This window comes from Pseudolabrys sp. FHR47, assembly GCF_005153485.1.
Lineage (GTDB): Bacteria > Pseudomonadota > Alphaproteobacteria > Rhizobiales > Xanthobacteraceae > Pseudolabrys.
The window spans coordinates 3,152,492-3,168,679 of the sequence record NZ_CP039740.1 but is presented as its reverse complement, the minus strand read 5'-3'; the positions used below and the strand labels follow the sequence as shown (position 1 = coordinate 3,168,679).

Genomic DNA, 16,188 nt, shown 5'->3' with positions numbered 1-16,188 from the left:
CGTCAGGAGATCGCAAGCGCATGCCGGGCGCGCCGGCGCTGCAGAAAGCCGATCACCGCAGTGCGGATGCGCGCCATGAAACGATCGAACGCGGTCGGATTGTGAATGATCTCGGCGCGATAGAAGGACGGGCACAGCACCGCGGCTTCCGCGACCTCGCCGCAATTGCCGCAGCCGACACAGCCATTGTCGACGGCCGCGACAGGATCGTCCTTTAACGGATCGTCGCTGTGCTTGATGCTCAGCGACGGACAACCCGACAGGCGAATGCAGGCGTGATCGCCGGTGCAGACATCTTCATCGACACCGTAGCGCTCGCGCACCATGCGCTTTCCGCCTTTGACGGCCTTGGCGAACAACGGCTTCTCGCGGCGCTGCTTGTTCAGCATGCATTCCGACGAGGCGACGATCACCTTCGGTCCCGGCGATCTGTCGCTCAGCGCTTCTTTGAGCGTGTCGCGCATCTTGCCGACATCGTAGGTGCGATCGACCTGACGCACCCAGGTGCCGCCGATGCCTTCGACCGCCTTGGCGATCGGATGCTGGGTCGAGCGCGTGGCGTTGTCGGCGCGTGAGGACAGAATGTCCTGGCCGCCGGTCGCCGAGGCATAATAATTATCGACAACGACGATGACGCCGTCATGCTTGTTGTAGACGGCGTTGCCTATGCTGGTGGTCAGGCCGTTGTGCCAGAAACCGCCATCGCCGATGAACGAGATCGATTTCTTGGACGACGGCACGTTGAACGCCGCCGCCGAAGCGGGGCCGAGGCCGTAGCCCATGGTCGAGGCGCCGATATTGAACGGCGGCAGGATCGAGAACAAGTGGCAGCCGATATCGGCGGCGATGTGATGCTGGCCGAGTTCCTTCTCAACCAGCTTCATGGCCGCGAAGATCGGGCGTTCGGGACAGCCGACACAGAAGCCGGGCGGGCGTGGCGGCACAACGCCGGTCAGCGCCTTGACGCGCGGATCGTCGGCGATGGCCGGCACGTTCGGCGCGCGGCTGGCATCGGAGAGCGCGGACGGCAGCGCGGCGGACAGGAAGTCGCGCACGCCCTTGAGCATCACATCGGCGGTGTATTCGCCGGCCATCGGCAGCACGTCCTTGCCGAATAGGCGGGTCGGGATGTCGCGCCGGCGCAGGATGGTGTTGACCGCCTGCTCGATATATTCCGGCTGGCCTTCCTCGACGATCAGCACACCACGCTTTCCGGCGCAGAACTGCGTCAGTTCATCGTCGATCAGCGGGTAGGCAACGTTCATCACATAGAGCGGAATGCGCGTCTTGCCCCAGACATCGGCGAGGCCGAGCCGCTGCAAGGCGCGCATGACGCCGTTATACATGCCGCCCTGAACGGCGATGCCGACATCGGTCAGGTCGCCGTCGAAGAATTCGTTGAGCTTGCGGCTCTTGATGAATTCGACCGCGGCCGGCCAGCGCTTCTCGATCTTCTCCTTCTCCTGAATGTAGGAGGCGGGCGGCAGCACGATGCGGTTAACGTCGCGGACCGGATTTTCCAGCGCCTGCTGCAGGGTGTAAGGCGGGCGCTTGTTGTCCTTGGCGATGAAGGAGCCGTGGACATGGCAGGAGCGGATGCGGACCTCCAGCATCACCGGTGTGTTGGAGGCTTCCGACAGTTCGAAGCCGTCTTCCACGGCCTTGACGATCGACGGCAGGTCGGGCCGCGGATCGAGCAGCCAGATCTGCGACTTCATCGCAAAGGCGTGCGAGCGCTCCTGCATGATGGAGGAGCCTTCGCCGTAATCCTCGCCGACGATGACCAGCGCGCCGCCGACGACGCCGGAGGAGGCGAGGTTGGCCAGCGCGTCCGAGGCGACATTGGTGCCGACCGTCGACTTGAAGGTCACCGCGCCGCGGATCGGGTACATCATCGAAGCCGAAAGTGACGCTGCTGCCGCTGCTTCCGAAGCAGAAGCCGAGAACTGGACGCCGAGCTTGGCGAGCAGGTCCTGCGCGTCGGAGAGCACGTCCATCAGATGGGAGATCGGCGAGCCCTGGTAGCCGCCAACATAGGCGACGCCGGACTGGAGCAGGGCCTTGGTCAGCGCGAGGATGCCTTCGCCCCGGAACTCCTGGCCTTCGCCGAGTTCGAGGTCCCGAACTTCCTTGGCAAACGAACGCTCGGCCATTCTCAGGTCCCAGGCCCGAAGGCGGCGTGCCAGCCTGTTCAAGCGGTGGCGGCGGGGCCGGCCTCGCGGCGTTTTCCACGGCCTTTGAGGCCCTGGAATTGTTTCAATCTTAAAACATTTCGTATGCTATAGGTCAACAAGGTTCCTGTCGGGAGAGATATTCCGTGGCTGGCGAGACAAAAGCCGCGAATCCGGGCGCGGCGCGCCCGGTCCGCAAACAGCGGTTGCGGCTGTGGATTCGCCTGCTTCGCGCGCGTCAGGTGATCGAAGCCGAGCTGCGCAAGCGGCTTCGCGACCGCTTCGATATGACCATGCCGCAATTCGATGTCATGGCGGCGCTGGAGCGCAATCCGGAAGGCATGACGATGAGCTCGCTGTCGGAAGCCCTCATGGTATCCAACGGCAACGTCACCGGCATCATCGATCGCCTGATGGCCCGGAAATATGTGGCGCGGGAGGCCTTCGCCGGCGACCGGCGGCGCTTCATCGTCCGCCTGACGCCGGCAGGTCTAGACCAGTTCCGCAGCGTCGCGACCCAGCACGAAAGCTGGGTCGATGAATTGATGTCCGTTGTCGAAATCGACCAGGCCGAGAACGCCCTCGGCAAGTTGGCGGCGCGCCGCTGATCGCGGCGTTCGAAATATCACCGCCGCCTCGCGCCTGATGGTGGTTCGCACAACTAATCCTCGATCGCGCCGGCGACGAAGGCTGCCAGCGACAGCGAACTGGTGAGCCCCGGCGATTCAATGCCGAACATCTGCACTAGCCCGGGCAGGCCGTGGTCGGCCGGCGTATCGATGAGAAAGTCGGCGGCCGGTTCGCCCGGACCCGTCAGTTTCGGCCGGATGCCGGAATAATCCGGCGCCAGCGCGCCATCCTTCAGCGCCGGCCAGTAGGTGCGAATGCGCTCATAGAAAGCGTCGGCCCGTTTCGGATCGACGGGGTAGAATTCGTCCTCGATCCACTCGACGTCGGGGCCGAAGCGCATGCGGCCGGCGAGATCGAGCGTGACATGTACACCGAGGCCGCCGGTCACCGGCGTGGGGTAGATCAGCCGCGTGAAGGCGGGCTTTCCAGCATAAGTGAAATAGTTGCCCTTGGCGAGCACGCGCTTTGGTACGCGGGCGGCGGGATAGTCGGGCATCGCGCGGGCGATCTTCTGCGCCGACAGGCCGCCGCAATTGATCACCGCGTCGAACGCCATCTCGGCGGCTTCGCTGCCGCCGAACGAAACCAGCCACTGACCATCCTTGCGCGCCGCGCCGATGACTGGCGTATTGAAGGCGATGACGCCGCCGGCGTTTTCGAGATCGCCACGCAGCGCCAGCATGTAGTCATGCGCGCTGACGATGCCGGTTTCCGGCGAGAGCAGCGCTGAGGTGCAGGCCAGCGCCGGCTCAAGCTCCTTGGCTTCGGCAGCCGTCAGCATGGTCAGGCCTTCGACGTCGTTGATCTGGCCCTGCGCCGCGATCTGTTCGACCTTTTTGGTCTCGTCGTCATTGGTAGCGACGATCAGCTTGCCGCATTTCCTGTGCGGCACGCTGTGCGAGGCGCAGAATTCGTACAGCATGCGCCGGCCTGCGACGCAGTGCTTCGCCCGCAGCGACCCGGTCGGGTAGTACATGCCGGCGTGGATGACCTCGGAATTGCGCGATGATACGCCAGTGCCGATGGCGTTCTCCGCCTCGGCGACGACGACCTCGTGGCCCTTGCGCGCCGCGGCCCGCGCCACGGCCAAACCGACGACGCCGGCTCCGATCACCAATACCTGCATCTGCTTCCGAATCCCCACGAGGCACCCCGGCGCCTCAATAGGGAACTGCGAATAGCAGGTCTATCCGGGGCACCCAAGGGGGCCGGGACGCGGGGCGGGGACTATGACCAGGACGCGGTCAAGGCCTCGCTGTCCGTAACCACGGCGACATTCTGCAGAGCGTAGTTGACCGACGCCGTATGCCATTCGGCATTCATCGTCGAACAGCAATCCTCCGGCACCACCATGTAGTAGCCCTTGTCGGCGCCGGTGCGAGAGGTGTGCTCGATCGACATATTGGTCCAGGCGCCGGTGACGATGACGATATCGCGCTTGAGCGCCTTGAGGATGGTCTCGAGGCGCGTGCCTTCCCAGGCGCTCATGCGCTGCTTCTCGACGATATGGTCGCCCGGCTGCGCCTCGAGGCCGGGCACCGGCGCGACACCCCAGCCGCCGCGCACCAGGGCGCGCGCATCGGCAAGGCCCTCGAACAGCGGCGCGTTCATGGTTACGCCGGGGCAGCCGGCTTCGACCACGAACCAGACATGGATGACCGGAATGCCGCGCGCCCGTGCCGCCGACGCCAGCCGTGAGGCATTGCCGATGGCGTTCTGCTCGCGGCAATGGTTCGGCGAACCGGAAGCGGCGAAGGCGCCGCCATCCATCACCACGTCGTTCTGCATATCCTGGATGATCAGCGCGCAGCGCGACGGATCGAGCGTATAGCCGGGCGCGGCCTTTTTCGTGCCGTTGCGGGCGATGCTGGCGCCGGCCTGCGGCGCCGATGGGCTGCTCGCCGCCGTGGCGCCTTGCGCGCCTTGCCGCATATAGGGCTCGATGCGGGGGCCGACTTTGGTCTCTACCGCATACACCGAATGGGTCGCGGTGAGGAACAAGGTGCGGAAGTCCTTGTCGCCCCAGGTGAGATTGCCGACCAGTTCCGGCACGCGCAGTCTGCCGATCAGCCCGCCATCCGGCGCATAGACCCAGACGCCGCCCGGTGCGCAGACCCAGACATTGCCTGACGCATCGCATTTCATGCCGTCCGGCACGCCCGGCTCGGTGGGCGAGTAGATGCCCGAGGCGAACAGCCGTCCGCTGGATAGTTTGCCGTCGGGCAGGACATCGAAGGCACGGATCAGCTGCTGCATCGTATCGTTGATGTAGAGCAGCTTCTCGTCCGGCGAAAAGCAAAGCCCGTTGGGCTGGTCGAACAGATAACGATCCACCAGCAATTGCGGTTTGCCGCCGCCGGGCGGCACGCGATAGACGCCCTGAAAGCCGAGCTGGCGCGGCCGCTCCACGCCGTAGACCGGCATGCGGCCATACCAGGGATCGGAGAAATAGATCGCGCCGTCGGACTTGACGCAGACATCGTTGGGGCTGTTGAGCTCCATGCCGTCGAAATGCGAGGCGATGACCTCGCGCCGCCCATCGGGCCGCTCGCGCACCAGCGTCGAGGTCGCGTGTTCGCAGACGATGAGGTTCAGTTCGGCATCGTAGGTCATGCCGTTGCACTTGTTCGCCGGCTTCATCACCTCGCGAATGCCGGCTGAATCGTAGCGGCGGCGCACATCGCCCGGCATGTCGGAGAACAGCAGGTAGCCGTCCCGCGGATGCCAGATCGGTCCTTCCGTGAACTGGAAGCCGGTGCCGATCTGGCGGACCGGCGCCCACAAATCGACGAGTTCGGCAAAGCCGGGCCGGACCGCGACATGCGTTGTCATGGCAAGGCTCTAGGCCGCGAACCAGTTACGCGCCGGCAGGCTCTGCACCACCGGGCCGGGGACGGCCATGTCCATGCGTCCGATCACCTGTCCGTGGGCGATCTTCGCCGGCTTGTCATGGACCGGCAGCAGGAATTGCGAGCTGTTGAGCAACTTCTTGATCGCGGCCTTTTCCTCGCGCTTGGAAACGCCGTGGTTGCCGGTGGTGCGCGGCTCGTTAGCGTGCAGCTCGTGGAAGGGGTTCACGATCTGGTCGTTGAAGTCGTAGATCACGTCACCGCAGATCGTGGCGCGGCCCTCCGCCGTATCGACGTGCACATTCATCGAGCCTTCGGTGTGCGCGCCGGCCATCTCCATATAGCAGCCGGGGAACAGTTCGATCGGGCCGGAGAGTTCGAGATCTTCCAGGCGCAGCGCGTCGCGGGTGTGCAGGCGGTCGATCAGGTGCTTGATGTCGGGCGCGGGGTATTGCGGATGCATCAGACCGGACACCGAATATTCCAGTTCGCGGCGGTTGATGATCACCGCGGTGTTCATCGGGAACAACTCGTCCTTGCCGGCGTGGTCGATATGCAGATGCGTGTGCAGCACGTAGCGCACGTCGCCCATGCGCACGCCGAATTTGGCGAGCTGGTTCTCGATCATGTTCTCGTGGAACTGGAGGCCGCGCATGCCGAGGCTCTCCATGATCTGGTTGTGGCGATAGCCGGTGTCGACGACGATGGGCCAGGGACCGCCGAGGATCAGAAATCCGAAGGTGTTGACACGGCGCACGCGGCCGCAATCGCGCCCGAGCACGAGGAAGCTCGATTCAAGCTCGATATCGCCGTAGTCGAGCACCTTGATTTCCAGAGCCATCAGAGCCTCCCATTCGTTTTCTTGGCCGAGCCGGTAGTGCAGGGCGCGGTTTTGTTAAAAGCATTTGCGTTGTCGATCGTCGTCATGCGGCGCGGGCCTCCCCGATGGCGAGAATGGCGCGGCACAACCGTGACGTTGAACTGGCATCACCCAGCGATGCGAGCAGCGGACGCACCGCGCGTAGCGCTTCGGTCTCGGGCCGGTACCCGGGATCAATGGCGAGCGGCGTGAACCAGTCGATGCGGTGGGCGCGGGCGGCGAGACGCTGGACGGCGCGGATCATGGTCGTCGGATCGCCGCGCTCGAGCCCGTCCGACAGCACGATGACATTGGCACCGCGGGCGTAACCGGCAAAGCGCGGCACGGCGAGAAACGCCTCGAGCGCATCGCCGATCCGCGTGCCGCCGTCCCAGTCGGCGACCAGTCCCGAAGCCTCGGTGAGGGCTTGCTGACGATTCCTGAGCCTCAGCGCGCGGGTGAGCCGGGTGAGCCGGGTGCCGAAGGTGAACACCTCGACCCGCGGCATGGCATGGACGATCTCATGCGCCAGCGCCAGATGTGCGTCGCTGCGCTGTTTCATCGAACCGGAGACGTCGATCAACAGAAGGACGGGGCGCGGGCGCGGCGCGCGGCGCAGCCGCTTGAGGCTCATGACCTCGCCTTCGTTGCGCATGGCGGCGCGCAGGCTGCGTGCCAGATCGATACCCTTGCCGCGGCGCGCCGCCTTGTGGCGATAGCCGCGCCGGTGCGGCAGGGCATTGGGTAAAGCATCGCCGAAACGCCGCAAGGTGTCGGTGTCGTCAGGCGCGCGCAGTTCGCGCACGGCGAGCGCTTCCGCGCCGGTGGCGGCCTGGCCGGTCTCGTTGACCTCGTCGCCGATCACGATTTCTTCGGTGCCGATATCGTCCTGCACCTGCATCTCGTCGTCGGGTTCGAAGCTGTCTTCGCCCGGCTCGCCGACAGCGCCGATGAAATGCATGTCGAACAAGGCATCGAACAGTGGGCGCTGCTCGGGATGTGGCGCGAGCGTCGCCACCGCGGCCTTTCGAACGTGTTCGATGGTGCGGGGCCCAAGCAGTTCGACCGCTTCAAGGAAGCTCACCGTCTGCTCCGGCGCAACCAAGAAGCCGTGACTGCGCAGCAGCGCCGGAAACGCGATCAGCGGACGCACGGCACCTGGAACCGTTGCGCTCATGCCGCCATTCCCGGAATGAATTGCGCGAGGCGCGGGCGTAGATGCGCGAGGTCTTCCTCATCCTTGATCGCCGCGCCGATGGAGCGGCGGAAAGCCTCCGGCCAGGAGGCGCCGGTGTGGGCCAGCGCCGTCGCGGCTTCGGCCCAGTCCACCGCTTCGGCGACGCCGGGCGGCTTGGAGAGCGGCTCGTTGCGCAATATGCCGACGGCCGCCACCACGGCGCGCGCCGTGCTTTCGGCGACGGCGGACGAACGCAGCATGATGATCGCGGCCTCGCGCGCCGGATCGGGATAGGCGATGTAGTGATAGACGCAGCGCCGCCGCAACGCCTCGTGCAGGTCGCGCGTGCGGTTCGAGGTCAGGATCACAACAGGGCGTTCCGCCGCGCGCAAGGTGCCGCGCTCGGGGATCGAGATCGAGAAGTCGGACAGGAATTCCAGAAGGAACGCTTCGAACTCATGGTCGGAGCGGTCGATTTCGTCGATCAGCAGCACGGTCGATTCCGGGCGGCGCAACGCCGTCAGCATCGGCCGCTCGATCAGAAATTCGTCGCGATAGATATCGATATTGGCGCCGTCCTGCGCCTGACGGATCGCCAGCATCTGGCGCGGATAATTCCATTCGTAGAGCGCCGCCGCGGCGTCGATGCCTTCGAAACATTGCAGGCGGATCAATTGCCGGCCGAGAATGCCGGCAATGGCCTTGGCGGCTTCCGTCTTGCCCACACCGGGCGCGCCTTCCAGCAGCAGCGGCTTGCCGAGCGCCAGCGCGAGATAACCGGCGGTTGCGATGCCATCGTCCGCCAGATACATGGCCGACTTGAGCGCCTCCGCGAGCGCCTCGGGGCTGGAAATGCCGGCGATGGTGGTGCGCAAGGCCATGGTCAGCCGCCCCGCCGCGCTTGCGGCTTGGCGCCGCCATTGGCACGCAGACCGCGCAGCACTTTCTCCGGCGTGATGGGCAACTCATCGACCCGCACGCCGACGGCGTTGAACACGGCATTGGCGACCGCCGGCAGCACCGGATTGGCGCACATCTCGCCGGGGCCCTTGCCGCCGAAAGGACCATCCGGCGCGGGACGCTCCAGAATGCTCACGGAGTAGGGCGCGATGTCGCCGGGCCCCGGCATCAGATATTCGTTGAAGTCGCGCGGGCCGTGATCGGGGTTCGGGTAATAGGGCTCTGGCGTTTCGTAGAGCGCATGGCTCTGGCCCATCCAGGCGCCGCCGACCAATTGCTGCTCGACCATTTTTGGATTGAGCGCGCGGCCGAGTTCATAGGCGCTGGTGATGCCGAGCAGGGCAACTTCGCCAGTCTCGTCATCGACTTCGACATCGGCGACGAGGCAGGCGTGGGCGAATGCGGTGTTGGGGTTCATCTCGCCGGTCTCGGCATCGACGGCCGACAGCGGAATGAGGAAGATGCCGCGCCCGGCGATGGTCTTGCCCTGCTTGAACTGCGCGGCTTGCGCCGTGGCGCGCACGGTGATCGAACGCGACGGCGCGCCGCGCACATGGATGTTGCCGCGGCCGTCGGTGACGAGATCGGCGGCGTTGACTTCGAGCTCTTCCGCCGCTGCTTCCAGCAGCACGCCACGCGCTTCGCGCGCCGCGGCGATCACGGCGTTGCCCATGCGGTGCGTGCCGCGCGAGGCAAAGGAGCCCATGTCGTGCGGGCCGGTATCGCTGTCGGCGGTGTCGACATAGACATCCTCGACCGGAACGCCGAGCGTTTCCGCCGCGACCTGCCGGGTGACCTGCTTCATGCCCTGGCCCAGATCGATGGCCGACAGCGCGACGGTGAACTTGCCGTCGGGGTTGGAATGGATCAGCGCCTGGCTGGGGTCGCCGCCGAGATTCATGCCGATGGGGTAATTGATGGAGGCCATGCCGCGGCCTTTGTGCCGTGCCATGTCAGCGCCTCCTTGTGCCGAAGACGGATGAGAAACGCATGGCGCCGTGCTGCGGTGTGGCGCCGGGAGCCGGTGGCGGCGGCGGCGCTTGCGGTGCCGCGTGCGGCGGCGGAGCGGCGGGCGGCATCGGCGCCAGCGGCGCGGGCGCCTGCACGACGGGCTGTGCCATCGGACGCGCCGGTTCATAGCGCGGCACGTTGGCGGCGACGGGGCGGGCGTCGCGGCTGCCTTCGAGTTCTGGCTGCTTGGTCACGGCGATGCGTGTGGTGCCGGCCGGCAAGGTCTGCGTCGATGGCGCATTGCGCGTCTCCGGACGGCCGATCTGGCCGCGTTGGTCGATCGGCGTCGCCGGAATCTGGCCGCGCTCGCCTTCGCCACCGCCGACCAGCGACGACATGCGTTTGGCGTTGTCGGAAATCGGCCAGCGCGCTTTTTCCGCCGCCACCTGCACGCATTCGATCAGCGCCGTGTTCTTGGCGACACGCCGGTGCGGCTTCATGTCCCCATCGCGGTAAGCGTTGAGGATACGAAATTCCATCGGGTCCATGTTCACGGCATGGGCGAGCTTGTCCATCTGCACTTCGATGGCGAAATCGACCGCCGTGATGCCGAAGCCGCGCATGGCAGTTGATGGGCAGCGGTTGGTGTAGGCGACATAGATGTCCGAGGACACATTCGGCACCCAGTAAGGGCCCGGCACATGCGCCGTGCATTTGACCGCCGCGTAAGAAGAGAGGCGCGTATAGGCGCCGGCATCGAAATAGGAGCGGATGTGGCGTGCGACGATGCGGCCATCGCGCATCACGCCGTCCTTCACATAGATGCGTTCGGCGCCGCGCGGCGAGCCGTACAGCATCTCCTCTTCGCGATCGAGCACGTAGCGCACCGGCCGGCCCGTCATCATGGCGCCGAAGATGGCGAGCGGTTCGGTGAGCGAGTCCACCTTGCCGCCGAAGCCGCCGCCGACCGTGCCGCCGATGAAATGCAGTCGGTTCGAATCGAGATTGAGAATCTTGGCCGCGGTGCCCAGCGAAAAGAACAGGCCCTGCGCGCAGGAGTGCACGACAAAGCGGTTGTCCTGTTCCGGCGCGGCGATCGAGCCGTTGGTCTCTGTCGGCGCATGCTCGATCGGCGACATCTGGTAGCGCTCTTCCATCACGATGTCGGCGGACTGGAAAGCCTTCTCGGTATCGCCGAAGCGCAGCTTCTGGTGATCGAACTTGTCGTGATATTCGAAGTAATTGTTCGGATAGGTCTCGTTGACGACCGGCGCACCGGGCTTGAGTGCTTCCTCGACGTCGAAGACGTGGGGCAGCGTCTCGTAGTCGATGCGCACCAGCTTGCGCGCCGCCATGGCCGCGGCCTCGCTGTCGGCGATGACGGCGACGACGGGCTCGCCCTTGTAGTGCACCTTGTCGACGGCGAGCGACGGCTCGTCATCCTTGCCGAAATTGATCAGGCTGAGCAGCGTGTTCTTGTTCACCGGCACGTCGGCGGCGCGCAGGATGCGCTTCACGCCCGGCGCGCGCTCGGCGGCGCTGGTGTCGATCGACCGGATGCGCGCATGGTGATGCGGGCTGCGCACCACCTTGAGATGCAGCAATCCCTCGAAAGCGTGATCGTCGAAGAACGGGGAGCGGCCGGTGACATGGCCTGGCATGTCCTGACGCTGAATGCCCTTGCCGACGACATTGAGGTTGTCGTCGCGCTCGTTGGCAAAAAGGTCTTTCCTGAATTCGAGCATCGCGTTCTCCTTCAGGCCTGCCGCTGGCTGCGGTTGCCGGCCGCGGCGAGGATGGCGGCGATGATGGGCTCGTAACCGGTGCAGCGGCAGATATTGCCGGCGATGGCCTCGATGACGTCCTCACGGGTCGGGTTCGGATTGCGCTCGAGCAGGGCACGCGCCGCCATCAGCATGCCGGGCGTGCAGAAGCCGCACTGCGCCGCGAAATTGTCCATGAAGGCCGTTTGCAGCGGATGCAGGTTCGGTCCGTCCGCCATGCCGGACACCGTCTCGACATGGCGGCCTTCGCAGGCGACAGCCAGAGTGAGGCAGGAGAGGTGCGGTTCGCCGTCGATCAGAACGGTGCAGACGCCGCAGGCGCCCTGGCCGCAGCCATATTTCGGACCGAACTCATTAAGCCCGCGGCGCAGCGTCGTCAGGAGATTATCGCCCGGATCGACGAAGGTCGCGCGGTCCGAACCGTTGAGGCGAAACTGGACGGGACTTTTGGCCATGCGGTTCTCCTCAACGTCCTTCGCCGGCGAGCAGCCGTCCGAGATGCACGGGCATGACCTCGCGGCGATACCATTCGGTCGCGATGGCGTCGGTGGCGGGGCGGGTGCCTTCGAGCGCGGCGGCCTTCGCGGCCTGAACACTGGCCGCGTCGAGCGGCTTGCCTTCGAGCGCGCGTTCGACGCCGCGCGCGCGCACCGGCGTTGGCGCCATGGCGCCGTAGGCGACTCGCGCCTGGGTGATGCGGCTTCCCGAGTTCGGCAGATGAGCGGCGATGCTCATCACCGAAATGCCTTTCGGCTTGACCCGGCTGATCTTGCGGAAGCGGAAGTCGGCGGCGTTCTGCGGTTTGGCGAACTGGACGGCGGTGACGAGTCCGGCGCCGCCGCGCTCGCGCGCATTGAGGAATTCCTCGATCGCTATCGCGCGCGCCGAGCCGTAGCCGGATTGCACCATCACCTGGGCGTCGAGCGCCAGCAGCGCGACGGCAAAATCGCCATATGGGGTTTCTGCGAAGAGATTGCCGCCGATTGTCGCCATCTGCCGTATAGCCGGCCCGCCGACGGCGCGGGCGACCGGGTGCAGGAAAGCGAGATCGCGATTGGCGAGCACCATCGCCATGGTCGCGCCGGCGCCGAGTTCGACGCGGGCGCCGGAGGCATTGATCTGGCGATAGGCGGGATCGGTGAGCCGCAGCAGCGTGCCGTCGAGAAAGCGGCCCTCATTGACGTCGCGCATCACCAGCGTGCCGCCGGAGAGCAAGCGCGTGCGCTGATCCGCGGCGAGGATGCCGGCGGCTTCCGCCATGCTGGTGGCAACGCGTACGTCCAGCGCCATGTCAGATGCCCTCTCGTTGTAGTTCGGGGAGCTGGCGCACGGCTTCCATGCCGGCGACATAGACGTCTTCACCCACCTTGCGCGCCAATTCTTCCTCGCGCCCGGGCGGTGTGGTGAAACGGCTTTCCCAATGCCAGAAGCTGCGATTGCCGTCGGTCACGGGCAGAAGTCGGATATGAGCGACGTAATTGAAGAGCGGGATCGGCGTGTCGAGCAGACAGTAGCTGTAGGTCATTTCCAGATCGGACAGCGACAGCAGTTGTTCGCGCAGCTCGCTGCCATCGGCGAGGAAGAAACGGCGCACGCAGCCGACCTTGTCGACCGGATAGCCGCGCTCGATGCTGCTGGTGGCGACAATCGGATGGTACTGGTCATGTGCGTTGAAATCGCGCACCACCGCCCACAGCCGGTCGACCGGGACATCGATGATCGTACTGCGGACGACCTTCGGCACATCAGGCTCCGAATGCGCGCTTGAGGGCGTCGAAGCCGCCCTGGAACACATTGCCGCCGATGCCGGACACCAGCTCGGCTTCCTTGTCGGGCGCGCAGTCGAATTCCGCCGACCATTCGATGAAGGTGCGGTCGTGATCGGTGATCGGGGTCAGCCGCAAGGTCGCCACGTAGTTCGTCAGCGGCATGGGCGAGTCGAGGATCGAATAGGTGCAGAACATGTCGTAGTCGGACAGGCCGAGCAGCTGCTCGCGCAGACGGTCGCCGTTGCGCAGCGAGAAGGCGCGCACGCAGCCCACCTTATCGGCGGGTTCGCCATTCTCGATCCGGCTTTCGGCGATGCCCGGATGCCAGTTCGGCAGTCCGTTGAAATCGCGCACGCGGGCCCAGACCCGGCTCGCCGAGGCGCCGATGACACTGGATGCATAAACGCGGGCCATGGCCGCTTACTCCTTGGCCTTGCGGCCTGAGCCGCCGCCGCTACCACCATCGCCGCCATCCTTCGGCTTGGCGTCCTTTGCATCCTTGGCCGAGTCCTTGCCGATGCGCTGCATGTCGCTGGCCTCGCGGATGAGGCCGCCCATCTTGGCGAGATTGCCGCCCTCGATGCCGATTTCCTTGAGCACCTCGTCGATCAACGGCGCCTGGACGCGGTAGCGCAGGGCGCTCTCGATCACCTCGTCGGTAGGTGAACGCGCGGCGCCGCCGGCACCGCCGCCGACGCCACCGAGTCCATCTACGTGCAGGATCTTGATGCCCTCGATCCGCTCCATCGGCTTGACGCTTTCGCGCACGATGCCTTCGATCCGGTCGAGCAGGCGGCGGCGGAACAGGCCGTAGCGCGCGCCATCGGTGAGGACGTTCTCGGCCTCGTAGAGCAGCTTCTGCGATTCCGCTTCGACGGCGCGGCGCACCTTGTCGGCCGCGGCGGCGATGCGCATCTCTTCTGCCGCCTTTTCGGCGAGGGTGACTTCCACCACCTTGCGCCGCTTCGCACCTTCGCTCTCCTGCACCAGCTTGACGGCTTCTTCGGCTTCCACGGCTTTGGCGCGGGCCATTTCGGCCTTCACCCGGGCGGCCGACTCCTCGAGCGACTTGGCGTAAAGGGTGATGGCCTTTTCCATCGCGGCGTTCTCGACGTCGCGTTCGCGCTCGATTTCCAGCCTGCGCAGGTCGCGCTGGCGGCCGATACGGGCCTCGTCGAGGCCGCGATCCGACGAAATGCGCGCACGCTCGACTTCCTCGTTCGAGGCGATCTGTGCTTCCTGCAGCGACTGGTTACGGGCGATCTCGAGCTGTTCGAGTGCGCGCCGGCGTTCAACGCGGGCGGCTTCAAGCGCCTGTTCGCGGGCGATGTCGACCTTCTCGACCTCCTGCCGCGCCACGATCTCGGCCTGACGCAGCGCCTTGTCGGCGTCGGTGCGCTCGGCCTTCTTGGCTGCCAGCGTGATGGCGCGCTCTTCCTCGGCGACCTCGATGGTCTTCTTCTGGTCGATCTGGAGCATTTCGCGCGTCTTGGTCGACGCGATGCGCTCCTGCTCGAGCTTGAGCTCGGTCGCGATGCGCTGGCGTTCCACGCTGTCGCGCTTCTTGATCTCCTCGGCTTCGAGCGCGGCCATGCGCTGGATGTCGAGCTCCCGGGTCGCCTTCTCCTGGGCGATGCGGGCGGCTTCCGTCGCTTCGCGCGCGGCGATTTCGGCGGCGTTGATGGCCTTGTTGCGCGCGATCTGAAGGGCCTGAACGCGCTCTTCCTGGGCGATGCGCGCGGCCTCGATCTCTTCGCGCGCCGCAATGTCCTCCTGTTCGAGGGTGCGGGTGCGTTCGATCTCGAGGTGGCGGACTTCCTGTTCGCGGGCAATGCGCTCGACATTCACCGCCGCTTCCTGAAGGACGCGGGCCTTGTCGGTGGACTCGCGCGCCGCGATCTCGGCGGCTTCGAGCACGCGCATGCGCTCGATTTCCTTCTGGCGGATTTCGCGTTCGGACGCGATGCGCGCGGCGTTAATCGCCTGTTCGTTGGCGATGCGGGCTTTTTCCACCAGCTCGCGGGCGGCGATTTCGGCTTCCTCGACCGCGCGGGTCCGCTCGATCTCCTTCTGGCGGATATCGCGGTCGGAGGCGATGCGCGCTTCGCTGATGGCGCGCTCGTTGGAGATGCGCGATTTCTCGATCTCCTCGCGCGACTGGATCAGCGCCTGTTCGGCCTCGGTGTCGCGCGCGGCGCGCTCGCGGGCGACTTCCGCGCGCTGCATAGCGCGGCGGATCTCGATCTCGCGCTGCTGCTCGAGCTTGGCCGACTCGCTGTCGCGCTCGATATCGAGAGACTGGCGCTCGGCTTCGAGGTTGCGGGTGCGGATGCGGATCATCGCCTCTTGTTCGATGTCGTTGCGCAGCTTCCGCTTTTCCTCGATCTCCTCGATGATGCGCGTCAGACCTTCCGCGTCGAACCGGTTGGAGGGATTGAAATACTGTAGGTCGGTCTGGTCGAGATTGGTGATGGCGACGCTTTCCAGCTCGAGGCCGTTCTGGTCGAAGGCCTCCGCGGCGGACTCCTTGACCCGCAGCACATAGGTGCCGCGCTTCTCGTGCATTTCCTCCATTGTCATTTCGGATGCGATCGAGCGCAGCGCCGAGACAAGCCGGCCGGAGAGCAGGGTATTGAGCTGTTCGGGCTGCAGCGTGCGGCGGCCGAGCGTGGCGGCCGCGATGGAGACCGCTTCCTTTTGCGGGCGCACCCGCACATAGAACTCGGCGTCGATATCGACGCGCATCCGGTCGCGGGTGATCAGCGCCTCGTCATTGGCGCGGGTCACCGCCATGCGGATGACATTCATGTTGACGGGCGTGACGTCGTGGATGATCGGCAGCACGAAGGCGCCGCCGTTGATCACGACCTTTTCCCCGAACAGGCCGGTGCGGACGAACGATACCTCCTTCGAGGAGCGGCGGTAGAGCCAGTTCACCAGGTAGACGATGATCGCAATGACGATCACCGCCACGATGAGCCAGAGGATGAGGGTTCCGATCAGTTGCCCCGTCATGTCACGTTCTCCTGTCCGCCGGC

General features: G+C 65.6%; 14 protein-coding genes. 1 reads left to right on the top strand and 13 read right to left on the bottom strand.

Going from position 1 to position 16,188, the window contains the following annotated elements:
- Positions 1-2 precede the first annotated feature (2 nt).
- The gene (locus E8Q40_RS15530; RefSeq protein WP_137045395.1) at positions 3-2,153 is read right to left on the bottom strand and encodes an indolepyruvate ferredoxin oxidoreductase subunit alpha; all 2,151 of its coding nucleotides are present in this window, start codon (positions 2,151-2,153) and stop codon (positions 3-5) included.
- A gap of 164 nt (positions 2,154-2,317) precedes the next feature.
- Here E8Q40_RS15530 and E8Q40_RS15525 point away from each other — a divergent pair, with 164 nt between their 5' ends.
- Positions 2,318-2,779 (top strand): MarR family winged helix-turn-helix transcriptional regulator, encoded by a 462-nt coding sequence (locus E8Q40_RS15525; protein ID WP_246662871.1) that lies wholly within the window; start codon positions 2,318-2,320, stop codon positions 2,777-2,779.
- 53 nt (positions 2,780-2,832) lie between these two features.
- Here E8Q40_RS15525 and E8Q40_RS15520 read toward each other — a convergent pair whose 3' ends face one another.
- The 12 genes from E8Q40_RS15520 to E8Q40_RS15465 form a co-directional block, all read right to left on the bottom strand.
- Positions 2,833-3,927, bottom strand: coding sequence for an NAD(P)/FAD-dependent oxidoreductase (locus E8Q40_RS15520; RefSeq protein WP_137045394.1), 1,095 nt, complete (start codon positions 3,925-3,927; stop codon positions 2,833-2,835).
- A gap of 101 nt (positions 3,928-4,028) precedes the next feature.
- The gene (locus tag E8Q40_RS15515) at positions 4,029-5,633 is read right to left on the bottom strand and encodes an isochorismatase family protein (protein WP_137045393.1); all 1,605 of its coding nucleotides are present in this window, start codon (positions 5,631-5,633) and stop codon (positions 4,029-4,031) included.
- Positions 5,634-5,642: 9 nt separating this feature from the next.
- A complete protein-coding gene (locus tag E8Q40_RS15510; RefSeq protein WP_137045392.1) occupies positions 5,643-6,491 on the bottom strand; it encodes an MBL fold metallo-hydrolase in 849 nt (282 codons plus the stop codon).
- A gap of 82 nt (positions 6,492-6,573) precedes the next feature.
- Positions 6,574-7,686 carry a VWA domain-containing protein gene (locus E8Q40_RS15505; protein WP_137045391.1) on the bottom strand — a complete coding sequence of 371 codons (1,113 nt, stop codon included), beginning with the start codon at positions 7,684-7,686 and terminating at the stop codon, positions 6,574-6,576.
- A complete protein-coding gene (locus E8Q40_RS15500) occupies positions 7,683-8,567 on the bottom strand; it encodes a MoxR family ATPase (RefSeq protein WP_137045390.1) in 885 nt (294 codons plus the stop codon). Before E8Q40_RS15500 ends, E8Q40_RS15505 begins: the two co-directional genes overlap by 4 nt.
- Before the next feature lie 2 nt (positions 8,568-8,569).
- Positions 8,570-9,598, bottom strand: a complete 1,029-nt coding sequence (locus E8Q40_RS15495) for a xanthine dehydrogenase family protein molybdopterin-binding subunit (RefSeq protein WP_137045389.1) — start codon at positions 9,596-9,598, stop codon at positions 8,570-8,572.
- 1 nt (position 9,599) lies between these two features.
- The gene (locus tag E8Q40_RS15490; RefSeq protein ID WP_137045388.1) at positions 9,600-11,342 is read right to left on the bottom strand and encodes a xanthine dehydrogenase family protein molybdopterin-binding subunit; all 1,743 of its coding nucleotides are present in this window, start codon (positions 11,340-11,342) and stop codon (positions 9,600-9,602) included.
- An 11-nt stretch (positions 11,343-11,353) separates the two neighbouring features.
- Positions 11,354-11,836, bottom strand: a complete 483-nt coding sequence (locus E8Q40_RS15485; protein WP_137045387.1) for a (2Fe-2S)-binding protein — start codon at positions 11,834-11,836, stop codon at positions 11,354-11,356.
- A gap of 10 nt (positions 11,837-11,846) precedes the next feature.
- A complete protein-coding gene (locus tag E8Q40_RS15480; protein WP_137045386.1) occupies positions 11,847-12,671 on the bottom strand; it encodes a xanthine dehydrogenase family protein subunit M in 825 nt (274 codons plus the stop codon).
- Between the two features lies 1 nt (position 12,672).
- Positions 12,673-13,125, bottom strand: coding sequence for an SRPBCC family protein (locus E8Q40_RS15475; RefSeq protein ID WP_137045385.1), 453 nt, complete (start codon positions 13,123-13,125; stop codon positions 12,673-12,675).
- A 1-nt stretch (position 13,126) separates the two neighbouring features.
- The gene (locus E8Q40_RS15470; protein WP_137045384.1) at positions 13,127-13,564 is read right to left on the bottom strand and encodes an SRPBCC family protein; all 438 of its coding nucleotides are present in this window, start codon (positions 13,562-13,564) and stop codon (positions 13,127-13,129) included.
- 6 nt (positions 13,565-13,570) lie between these two features.
- Positions 13,571-16,165: a flotillin family protein gene (locus E8Q40_RS15465; protein ID WP_137045383.1), complete on the bottom strand. Its 2,595-nt coding sequence runs from the start codon at positions 16,163-16,165 to the stop codon at positions 13,571-13,573.
- Between the last annotated feature and the right edge of the window lie 23 nt (positions 16,166-16,188).